The 10761-nt window shown below is 71.3% G+C and carries 10 protein-coding genes; 5 read left to right on the forward strand and 5 right to left on the reverse strand.

Annotated elements, in window-relative coordinates; genetic code table 11:
• Positions 1-684: MFS transporter (locus tag GUY59_RS44015; protein WP_330849302.1), on the reverse strand; the 684-nt coding region annotated here is incomplete at its 3' end.
• A 53-nt stretch (positions 685-737) separates the two neighbouring features.
• Between GUY59_RS44015 and GUY59_RS44020 the strand changes: the two genes are divergently transcribed.
• Positions 738-1475 (forward strand): AraC family transcriptional regulator, encoded by a 738-nt coding sequence (locus GUY59_RS44020; RefSeq protein WP_138208087.1) that lies wholly within the window; start codon positions 738-740, stop codon positions 1473-1475.
• A 20-nt stretch (positions 1476-1495) separates the two neighbouring features.
• Complete coding sequence (gene ybaK / locus GUY59_RS44025; protein WP_132339134.1) at positions 1496-1990, forward strand: Cys-tRNA(Pro) deacylase; 495 nt, start codon at positions 1496-1498, stop codon at positions 1988-1990.
• Between the two features lie 3 nt (positions 1991-1993).
• Here ybaK and GUY59_RS44030 read toward each other — a convergent pair whose 3' ends face one another.
• On the reverse strand, positions 1994-4246 hold the full coding sequence (locus tag GUY59_RS44030; RefSeq protein WP_252375225.1) for a transglycosylase domain-containing protein: 2253 nt from the start codon (positions 4244-4246) through the stop codon (positions 1994-1996).
• A gap of 51 nt (positions 4247-4297) precedes the next feature.
• On the reverse strand, positions 4298-5608 hold the full coding sequence (gene murA, locus GUY59_RS44035) for a UDP-N-acetylglucosamine 1-carboxyvinyltransferase (RefSeq protein WP_246064448.1): 1311 nt from the start codon (positions 5606-5608) through the stop codon (positions 4298-4300).
• 63 nt (positions 5609-5671) lie between these two features.
• Between murA and GUY59_RS44040 the strand changes: the two genes are divergently transcribed.
• Entirely contained in the window at positions 5672-6187 is a 516-nt protein-coding gene (locus GUY59_RS44040; RefSeq protein WP_138208088.1) for a hypothetical protein, read from the forward strand.
• Between the two features lie 257 nt (positions 6188-6444).
• On the opposite strand, the gene GUY59_RS44045 is transcribed toward GUY59_RS44040, so the two are convergent.
• Together GUY59_RS44045 and GUY59_RS44050 are read right to left on the reverse strand one after the other, a co-directional pair.
• Positions 6445-7815: an amidase gene (locus GUY59_RS44045; protein ID WP_138208089.1), complete on the reverse strand. Its 1371-nt coding sequence runs from the start codon at positions 7813-7815 to the stop codon at positions 6445-6447.
• Positions 7816-7829: 14 nt separating this feature from the next.
• Positions 7830-8645 (reverse strand): CPBP family intramembrane glutamic endopeptidase, encoded by an 816-nt coding sequence (locus GUY59_RS44050; RefSeq protein ID WP_161715037.1) that lies wholly within the window; start codon positions 8643-8645, stop codon positions 7830-7832.
• A 124-nt stretch (positions 8646-8769) separates the two neighbouring features.
• On the opposite strand from GUY59_RS44050, the gene GUY59_RS44055 reads away from it, so the two are divergent.
• A complete protein-coding gene (locus GUY59_RS44055; protein ID WP_138208091.1) occupies positions 8770-10134 on the forward strand; it encodes a sensor histidine kinase in 1365 nt (454 codons plus the stop codon).
• Positions 10131-10761, forward strand: a 631-nt coding sequence (locus tag GUY59_RS44060) for a response regulator (RefSeq protein WP_161715038.1), incomplete at its 3' end; no start/stop codon positions are given. The genes GUY59_RS44055 and GUY59_RS44060, both read left to right, overlap by 4 nt.

Below are 10761 nucleotides of genomic sequence, written 5' to 3' on the forward strand. Positions count from 1 at the left end.
CGCCGCCCCTCCCCCCATGTAGAGGGCCACGAAGGCGCTCAGCCCGACGTACACGACCGAGCGGGACACGATCACCATCGTCAGCCGGGCGAACGACGGCCAGTCGTCCCGGCGGGACACCGGCGCGGCCCGCGCCACGCGGCCGCTCCCCGACAGCGCCCGGATCGCCGGCAGCGTCACCACCGCCCCCAGCAGCGCCGGCGCCACGAGCAACGGCGACGCGCCGAACCCCCACACCGCCAGCAGCGGCGTCACCAGCACGGGAGCACAGGCGAAGCCCAGCGTCCCGCCCAGCGAGAACCAGCTCATCCGGACGTGGCTGCCCTCGCTGGCGAGCCTGGCCAGCCGCGCCGACTCCGGATGGTAGGCCGCCACGCCCAGCCCGGACAGCGCCACCGCCAGCCAGGTCAGCACGTACGAGTCCGTCACGCCCCCGAACGCCACCCCGGCGCCTGCCGTCACCATGCTCACGGGGATGAGCCACGGCATCCGCCACCGGTCGGTCAGCACGCCGAAGAGCGGCTGCACGATGGACGACGACAACGTCGCCGCGAGCACGATGCCGGAGACGGCGACGTAGCCGTACCCGCGTCCGGCCACCAGGAAGGGCACGAGGGCGGGCACCGCGCCCTGGTAGAAGTCCACGGTCGCGTGACCGGCGGCGAGCATGGGGATCCTGTTCACGCTCCGATCCTGCACATGGCAGAACTGGCGCGCTTCCGATAAATTGCCAACCTATGCCGGAGATCCGCCACACACCCGAGGCACCCACCGGCCGACGGCCCCTGGCCCCCGGCGCGGGCATCGACGCGCACCGGCACGACACCCACCAGATCGTGTACGCCTGCCGCGGCGTGCTCTCCGTCACCACCGGCTCGGGCATCTGGGTGGCGCCCGCCAGCCGGGCCATCTGGATCCCGGCCGGCACCGTCCACGAGCACCGCGCCCGCGGCGACACCGACCTGCGCCTGGTGGGGCTCTCCGACAACCCGCTGGGCCTCGGCCGTCCCGCGGTGCTCGCGGTCGGCCCCCTCCTCCGCGAGCTGATCATCGCCTACACCGGCGACGACGGCCCGGCGGGCGGCGAGCGGGAACGACTGAGCGCCGTGCTGCTCGACCAGCTCAGACGCGCCCCCGAGCAGCCTCTGCACCTGCCCGCCGCCCGTGACCCCCGGCTGACCGCCGTCTGCGCGGCCCTGCACCGCGACCCCGCCGACGGCAGGTCCCTGGCCCAGCTCGCCGTCGAGGCCGGCACCAGCGAGCGCACGCTGGCCCGGCTGTGCCGCCGCGAGCTCGGCATGAGCTTTCCCCAGTGGCGCACCCAGCTCCGGCTGCACCACGCGCTGCTGCTGCTCGCAGACGGCCTCTCCGTGACCGCGGTCGCCCACCGGTGCGGGTGGGCCTCGGCGAGCGCCTTCATCGACGTGTTCAGGCGGGCGTTCGGGCACACCCCTGGCCGCGCCTTTACATTGTAGATTCGCTACAATCGAGTGTCGTGAGTACTTCCAAAGGCAAGGGCGGCACCCCGGCGACCGTCGCGCTGACCAAGGCCAAGGCCGAGTTCACGCTCCACCCCTACGCGCACGACGCCTCCGCGCAGGCCTACGGGGAGGAGGCCGCCGACGCGCTCGGCGTGCCGTACGAACGCATCTTCAAGACGCTCGTGGCGGAGGTAGAGAGCGGGCTCGCCGTGGCGGTCGTGCCGGTGTCGGGCAAGCTCGACCTCAAGGCGCTGGCCGGCGCGCTCAACAGCAAGCGGGCCGCGATGGCCGACGCCGCCAAGGTGGAGCGGGTGACCGGCTACGTCGTGGGCGGCATCAGCCCGCTGGGCCAGCGCAAGCAGCTCCCCACGGTGGTCGACTCCACGGCGCTCGACTTCGAGACGATCTATTTCTCGGCGGGCAGGCGCGGCCTGCAGATCGAGACCGCGCCCGACAACCTCCTCACGCTCACCCGGGCCGTCACCGCCCCGATCGGCAGGACCGGCTGACAGTCAGTTCCGCCGCCTGGGCCGGTCCCGATGGCCGCCGTCGTTCCGGTCCGGGCGCGGCAGCGTGATCTCCACCCGCCGCGGCCTGCGCCCGAGCAGCCACTCGAAGAGGTGGCGCGGCCGGCGGGCCTGGCGGTCACCGCGCCGCCCCTCACGCTGCTCCTCCTCGGCCAGCGCCTCCTCCAGGCCAGGTGTGTGACCGCCGCCGAAGCGCGACATGTCCGGCCCGGGGAAGCCGCGCGGCTCGATCCCGCGCAGCGCGGGCCGCATCGACTCCACCCAGATCGGGCCCGGCAGCGACGCCCCCTGCACCGAGCCGTAATAACGATCCCCGATCCGCACCCCCGTCAGGGGAAACCGGTACGACCCGCGGATGTCCCCGACGCTGACCGCCGCGGCCAGCGCCGGCGTGTACCCGGCGAACCAGGCAGAGGTGTAGCCGTTGTTCGTGCCCGTCTTGCCCGCCGCCGGACGGCCGATGCCCTGGCCCCTCATGGTGCCCTCGGTGAACACACCCTTCAGCACGTGGTTGACGGCGTCGGCGACCGGCCGTTCGATGACCTGCTCGCACGAGGGCGGCACATGGGTGCGTCTGCCGTCCCTGCCGATGATCTCCACGATGGCCAGCGGCCGGCAGTAGCGGCCCCGCGCGGCGAACGTCGCGAACGACGCCGCCACCGTCACCGGGTCCATCTCGTTGACGCCGAGGGTGAACGTCGGCACCTCCTGCAGCGGCTTCCCGTCCGCCCTGACGACGCCGAGCGACCTGGCCGTCTTCACCACGTTGCAGAGACCGACCTTGCGCTCCAGCATCATGAAGAAGATGTTCACCGACTTCCAGGTGCCGGTCTCGATGCTGTGCGGCCCGCCCTCCCCCTCGCCGCTGGCGTTGAGGATGCGCGTGTTCGGGTCGTTCACGGGCCGGCCGGCGCAGTTGCGGTAACCCTGTCCGGGCACGAGCGCCCCCGGTGTCTTGAAGCCGTCGCCGAACCGCCACCCCTGCTTGAGCGCCGTGGCCAGCGTGTACACCTTGAACGTCGACCCGGCCTGGAACCCCTGCCCGCCGCCGTGCGCCGTGTCGGCGGGCAGGTTGAAGGTGGTCTTCGGGCCGTTCTTGCGGTTGCCCGAGTTGCGGCCGAACCGTTTGCTGGCGGCCATCGCCCTGATCCGCCCGGTACGCGGCTCCACCATGGCCTCGGCGGCCACCTCGGTGTCCTCCGGCGACACGTGCCGGCGGATGGCCTGCTCGGCGGCGTGCTGCGCGATCGGGTCGAGACTGGTCCTGATCACCAGCCCTCCCCTGGCCATACGTTTGCGCCGCTCGCTCGCGGTGTTGCCGAAGACGGGGTTCGACAGCAACTCGCGCTGCACGTACAGGCAGAAGAACGGGTACGCGCTCTGCGCGCAGCCGCCGGGCTCCGGACGGAGCCGCAGGCCCAGCGACGCGTTCTTGGCGGCGCTGGCCTGCCGCCGCGTGATCAGCTCCAGCCCGGCCATCCGCTCCAGCACGAGGTCCCGCCGCGCCTTCAGCCGCTCCCGGTGCTCCCGGCCGAGCGAAGGATCGGTCGAGTACGGCATCCGCACCGCGCCCGCCAGCGTGGCCGCCTCCGTCAGGGTCAGCTCGGCCGCCGAGGTGGAGAAGAAGCGCCTGGCCGCCGCTTCCACGCCGTGCGCGCCCGCGCCGAAGTAGGCGATGTTCAGGTAACGCTCGAGGATCTCGTCCTTGCGGTACTTCTCCTCCAGCGCCAGCGCCAGCCGCAGCTCTGTGATCTTGCGCGCCAGGTTGGGGGCCCGCGCCTTGTCGCGTTCGGCGTCCGTACGCGCGGCCTCGACCAGGATGTTCTTGACCAGCTGCTGGGTCAGGGACGAGCCGCCCTGCCGGATGCCGCCCGCCTGGGTGTTGGTGAGCAGCGCCCGGAAGGTGCCCCTGACGTCGAGCCCGCCGTGCTCGTAGAAGCGGGCGTCCTCGATGGCCACGATCGCCTGGCGCATCACCGGCGCCACCGCACCCAGGCGCACGTTCGTCCGGTTGGCCTCGTAGAACTGGGCGAACTGGCGGCCGTCCTTGTCCAGCAGCCTGGTCACCTGCGCGAGCGGCTCCTCACGCGGAGCGGGCGGCAGGTCGAGGAACGTGTTCGCGACGTTCTTGGCGGCCATGCCGCTCCCGCTGACGGCGGGCACGGCCAGTGCCGCCGTCAGCACTCCACCGAGCGCTCCCGCCAGCCCGAGCGCACCGACGGATCTGAGTACGGTCACGCTGAAGGTCTGCGGCGCCCGGATCGGCGGCAAACGCCCGCGTGTGATCCTTTACCGTTTCCGGCGGATGTCCAGACCCAGAGACGCGAACTGCTCGAACGGCCGGTGGTAGCCCCGCTCGATGTGGTGCACGCCGCGCAGTGTCGAGGGGCCGTCGGCCACCGCGGCCGCCAGCACGGCCGAGAAACCCGCCCTGATGTCGGGCAGCGTCACGTCGGCGCCCTTGAGCTGCGACACGCCGCGCACGACGGCCGAATGGCGAGCGTTCGTGTCGTGGTAGCGGCAGGCCGGACCGCCCAGGCACTGGTCGAACACCTCGATCTCGCAGCCCATCCGCTGCAGCGCCGGCACGTACACCAGGCGGTTCTCGAAGACCGTCTCGTGCAGCACCGACATGCCCTGGCTCTGCGTGAACAACACCATGAGCGGCGTCTGCCAGTCGGTCATGAAGCCGGGATGGGTGTCGGTCTGCACGGCCGCCGCGCGCAGGCCCTCGGGCGGCGCGGTCGCGCACAGGTACTCGTCGTTGATGTCGAACTGGGCGCCCATCCTGGCCAGCGTGGTGATCGCCGTGACCAGGCGGTCCTGCGGGCAGCCGTGCACCCGTACCTCGCCCTGCGTGATCAGGCCCGCCGCCAGGTAGGAGAACGCCTCGATGCGGTCGCCGTTGAGCCACGTGGAGGCGCCGCGCAGCCGTTCGACGCCCTCGATGACGATCCTGCGGTCCGGCGACAGCTCGATCCGCGCCCCCATCCGCTGCAGGAACAGCGCCAGCTCCACCACCTCGGGTTCCATCGCGGCGTTCTTCAGCACCGTCTTGCCCTCGGCCAGCACCGCGGACATCAGCACCGTCTCCGTGGCGCCCACGCTCGGGTAGGGCAGCTCGATCCGGGTGCCGTTGAGCCGTTTGGCCTTGGCGAAGACGCCGGTGTCACCGACCTCCACCTCGGCGCCCATCGCCCGCAGGGCCTCCACGTGGAAGTTCACCGGCCGCCGCCCGATCGGGTCGCCGCCCACCAGCGGCACGAACGCCTCCCCCGCCAGGTGCAGCAGCGGGCCCAGCATGAGGATGGGGATGCGGTTCAGGCCGGTGAACGCGTCGGGCACCCGCGGCTCGATCTGCGGCCCCGGCGCGATCCTGATCTCCGTACGAGAGATCTCCACATCGATGCCGAGCGCCCGCAGCATGGCCGCGGTGATCTCCACCTCGCCCACGTCGGGCGCATTGTGGATGCTGCTCTCGCCGCTGCCCAGCATGGCGGCGACCATGTGCTTGGACACGCCGTTCTTGGAACCGCGCACCTCGACGTCTCCCCGGAGCGGACCGGAGGGTTCTATCAACCAGACCTCTTCTGCAATCACGAAGTGAGCCTAACCGGGGGATACCATCGAGCTGATTCGGACGCACATGTGAAGGGGAGTGGCGTGACGAGGGAAGTACGCGCTTTTGCGGTAACTGTCCTCACACTCGCTGCTCTCGGGGTGGCCGCGGGGCTGCTCTGGTCAGGCGTTTCCCCACGGGCCCCGTACACGGTCGCGGAGGACGGCACATCGGTACTGGCCGATCCGTCCACGCAGGCGCTGATCGCCGCGGACGGCTGGTTCGCGGTGATCACGGGCGGACTGGGCCTGCTCTGCGGCGGGGTGGCCTGGTTCGCGGCCCGCCGGTACATGTTGCCGGTGCTGCTCGGGCTCTGCGCGGGTGGGGTGCTGGCGGCGGCGCTGACGTTGTGGATGGGGTCGACGTTCACCATCGGAGCCGTCATGGTGGAGGCCGCCGTGGTGCCTGGAGCCAAGGTCGTGCCCGGCGCGCTGAAGCTGACCGCCCCTGGGGTGCTCGTGTCCTGGCCGCTGCTCGCGGTGGGGCTTTTCGGGCTGCTGGAGGGCATGCACGGGTACGGCGAGCCGACGCTGCGGCCTCCGTACGGCAACCTGCCTTGATCCCACGGCCACCCGATGCCCCGGGAACCGCCCGCACAGCACACGGCTTCGGCAGGTGCCATGAGGACACACGGCGACCGGCCGGCGCGGCGGAACCACCTCATGCAACCGCGACACCACCGGTCAGCGCGGAGCCGTCTCCACGACCGTGAACGACACCGGTCAACGCAGAGCCATCCCCCCACCACCGTGACAACACCAGTCACCGCAGGACCAGCCCCAACGGTGAGCACCACGACGAGCGCGGTGCCCGTCTCTCACAACGGTGGGCGTTGCCGGCCGTGGCCGGTGGCCTGTTCGAACGCGCGGGCGACGCGCAGGACCCTGGCGTCCTCGAACGGCCGGGCGACGATCTGCACCCCCACCGGCAGGCCGTCCGTCGTGAACCCGGCGGGCACGGAGGCAGCCGGTGCGTGCAGGACGCTGATCCAGTAGGCGGAGCGCATCCACGCGAGGTAGTCGGGCAGCCGCTCGCCGTTGATCTCGCTGACGTGGGGCTGCTCGATGGGGAACGGCGGCACCTGGCTCACCGGCGCGATCAGCACGTCGTAGGTGTCGAAGAAGGCGGACATGCGCTGGTAGAGGCGGCTGCGGGCGCGCTCGGCCGCGGCCAGCGCGGCCCCGGTCACCTCGCGGCCCCGCTCGACGTTCCAGGCGGTGTTGGGGCCGAGGCCGGTCAGGTCGCCGAAGGACAGCGCGTAGTTCCACGCCCGGTAGGTCCTGAACGCCTCCTCCGCGCCGGAGAGGTCGAGCTCCACCTCCTCGACCGTGGCTCCCAGCCGCTCGAACACGGCCGGCGCGGTCGCGGTCACCGCCGCCGTGCGCGGGTCGACCGGCAGCCCTCCCAGGTCGGGACTCCACGCCACCCGCAGGCCCGCCACACCCTCCTCAGGCTCGGGACTGAAGACCTCTCTGATCGCGTAGGGGGAACGGTGGTCGAACCCGGCGATGGCCGAGAGCATCAGCGTGAGGTCGTCGACGGTCCGGGCCATGGGGCCCTGGACGGACAGCGTGTACCAGGCGGCGGTGTCGGACACGCCGGGCACCCGGCCGGGCGTGGGGCGCAGGCCGACGACGTTGCAGAACGAGGCGGGGTTGCGCAGCGAACCGCCCATGTCGGAGCCGTCGGCGAGCGGGACCATGCCGGTGGCCAGGGCGGCGGCCGCCCCACCGCTGCTGCCCCCGGCGGACTTGGACAGGTCGTAGGGGTTTCTGGTGGCGCCGAACACCTCGTTGACGGTGTGGGAGCCGGTGCCGAACTCCGGGGTGTTGGTCTTCCCGACGGTGATGGCACCGGCGGCGCGCAGCCGCTCGACGACCAGGTCGTCCTTGGCCGGGACGTGGTCGGCGAACAACGGCGAGCCGTAGGTGGTGCGGATGCCCGCGGTGTCCACGAGGTCCTTGTGCGCCACGGGCAAACCGTGCAGCAGACCTTCCGGCTCGGCCGCGTCCGCCGCCTTGGCCGCCTCGATCGCCGGTTCGGCGGCCAGCGTGACGATGGCGTTGACGTCTGGGTTGACCTGCTCGATGCGGTCGAGATGGGCCTGGAGGACCTCCACGGCGCTCACCTGCCGGGTCCTGATCAGGCGGGCCAGCTCGGTCGCGGTCAGGTAGTGCAGTTCGCTCACTCTGCGATCCTGCCTCACCCGCCGTGCGAGGGCGACGGCAAGGTCTGCCCACGCTCCGCACCGGTGGTCGTCGGCCGCCGCCTTGCCATGATGAGCAGCCCTGTGACGGTGAGCGTGCAGGTCAGGATGACGACGTGCACACCGAAGTTGACGGACTGGGCGGGGAACAGGATGTTGCCTGTGTGCAGTCCGGTGTGCACTCCGACCGCCATCCACACCGCACCGGTGCGCCACCGCGCCGCCGCGCAGGCGAAGCCGAGAGCGATGGCCTGTAGCGGGTAGATCAGACGCTCGACGGGTGTGTCGGCCGCGCTCTGCGAGAAGATGTGCAGCACACCGAAAACCACCGACACCACAATCAGCACGGCTCTCGGGGACATCCGCGCAGACAATGTGTCGTACAGGTGACCACGCCACAGCAGTTCCTCGGGGAACGCCTGGCTCAGCAGGGCGAAGGCGATGGAGAGCGGCAGGAGAGACAGGTCGGGGCGGGCCACTTCCGAGGGCACCCAGGTGGCCACACCGACCGTCACCGCCAGCGCGCCGGCCGCGGCCACCGCGGCCCCGCCGGCCACGATGCCCAGTAACAGGTGCGGCACGGCCCTCCAGGACATCGTGAGCCCCACGCCCTGCCAGGTCTGGCGGCCGAAGCGGCGGATCACATAGACGAGCCCGAGCGAGGCCAGCGTGATCCCGATCATGCCGAGCGGGCGATAGAGGGCGTCGTCGGAGTCGAGCAGCAGCATGGCGGGCCCGGCGCCGACGAGGATCTGCGTGAACATGGCGACGCAGGTGATCAGCACGGCCCAGACGGGGTGAGTGATTTTCATAGGCCGCCACGTTAAGTAACCGGGCGGTACCGGCGCATCGGGCTCTGAGTTGAATCCACAGTGACCATCGGCATAGGCCTCAGGGAGGATCACAGCGCCGCCCGGGAAAACTAGGGTCGATGGCATGCTGCGTCATCTGGCCTGCCTGCGCGACCCGGACCGGCCGATCCTCTTCAGCGTCGTGTTCTGGGTGGTGCTCGCAGCCACCGGGATGGTTCACGTGATCTACTACGGAGAATCCTGGTCCGTGCCGTTCGCGCTCAACCTGGCGCTCGTCTCCGCGCTGTGGCCACTCCTCCCCTGGCGACGCGACGGCGGGCCAAGTCTCGGCGCAGCATCCCCGCCCGACGGCAGACCACGTACCCGCACAACCACCCCGCCAGGCGGCAGACCACCTTCCGGCACAACCGCCCGGCCCAACCGCGGACCAAACGCCCACACACCATCCCAACCCGACATCACACCGAACGCCGGCACATCAACCATGCTCGATGGGAGTGGGCGGTTCAGCGGGGAGACAAGGCGCGATGGCCGATGGCGGCAGGTCGCGGCGGTGGTGTTCCTGCCCGCGACCTTCACGCTGGGCCCTGCGGGCTCCGAAGAGGTCCATCAGTTACTGACCCTCATAGCCGTCGCCAACCTGGCGTTCGTCTTCGGCATGCGGGCCGCGGCCGTCATCGTCGGCTGCCTCTGCTTGGCCGTGTTCGCCTGCGTCGTGGTGGTTTTCGAGCGGGGCGTGTTCAACGCCGTCGTGCAGACCGTCACCATCGTCGTGTTCGCCTGCTTCGTGCTCGGCATGGCGTCGGCCGTGCTGGAGGCGCGGCGCAGACGGGTGGAGGCGCAGCGGCTGGCGGCCAGGGTCAGGGAGCTGACCGTGGCCCAGGAACGCGCGCGAATGGGCGCGGAGATGCACGACTCCATCGGTCACCACCTCACGGTGATCAAGATGGGCTTGGAGAACGCCGAGCGTTTCCGCTCCCGCCGCCCCGACGACGCCTGGCACGAGGTGCGTCAGGCGAAGGAGCTGACCGTGACGGCGCTGGCCGACGCCCGCCGCTGGGTTCGCGCCCTGCGGCCGCTGGCGCTCGACGGTCACGTCAGCAGCGCGGCCCTCGAACGGCTGGCGGCGTCGTTCGACGGCACAGGCCTCGCGGTGTCCTTCGAGGTCGTCGGGGACGAGCCACCCCTGGAGCCCGACGTGGAGCTGGTGCTCTACCGGGTGCTGCAAGAAGGGCTGACCAACGCCGTCCGGCACGCGGGTGCCCGTCATGTGCGCGGTACGCTCGCCTGCGACGGCGACCGCGTCGTGCTGGTGGTGGCCGACGACGGCGCAGGCCGCGGCCGGGACGCGCGCGACGCTTTCGGCCTGCTCTCCCTCACCGAACGTGCCCGCGCCGTGGGCGGCACCCTGACCGCGGGCGACCGGCCGGGCGGCGGCTTCGAGGTACGGGCGGAGCTGCCCGCCCGGGTCACGGCAGCCGTGTCATGAACATGATCAGAGTGCTGCTGGTCGACGACCAGGCGCTGATCCGGCAGGGGCTGTGGAAGATGCTGGAGATCGAGGACGGCATCGAGGTCGTCGGGGAGGCCGCCGACGGAGAGGACGCCCTGCTGGTAGCCGAGACGTGCCGCCCTAACGTGGCGCTGGTCGACGCCAGGATGCCCAGGATGGACGGCGTCGAGCTCGTCGCCCGGCTGGCGGCCCGGCACCCCCGTGTGGCCTCGATCGTGCTGAGCACCTTCGACGAGGACGACTACATCTTCGGTGCGCTGCGCGGCGGGGCCGTCGGCTACCTTTTGAAGGACTGCACGCCCGAGGAACTGGTCGACGCCATTCGCCGGGCCGGCCGCGGCGAGACGGTGCTCGCCTCGACGGTGGCCGCGCGGCTGGTGACCGAGATCCGCCGCACGCCGGCGCCGCCGACCGTGCTCCCCGGCGAGGAGCGCTTGTCGTCCAGAGAGGCGCAGGTGGCCAGACTGCTCGCTGCCGGAGCCTCGAACCGGGAGATCGCCACCCGCCTGCTGGTCACGGAGGGCACGGTGAAGAACCACGTCTCGAGCCTGCTCCGCAAGTTCGCGCTTCCCGACCGGACCCGCCTCGCCCTCCACCTCAAGG

The sequence above is a fragment of the Nonomuraea sp. K271 genome (genome assembly GCF_009908215.1).
Classification (GTDB): domain Bacteria; phylum Actinomycetota; class Actinomycetes; order Streptosporangiales; family Streptosporangiaceae; genus Nonomuraea; species Nonomuraea longispora.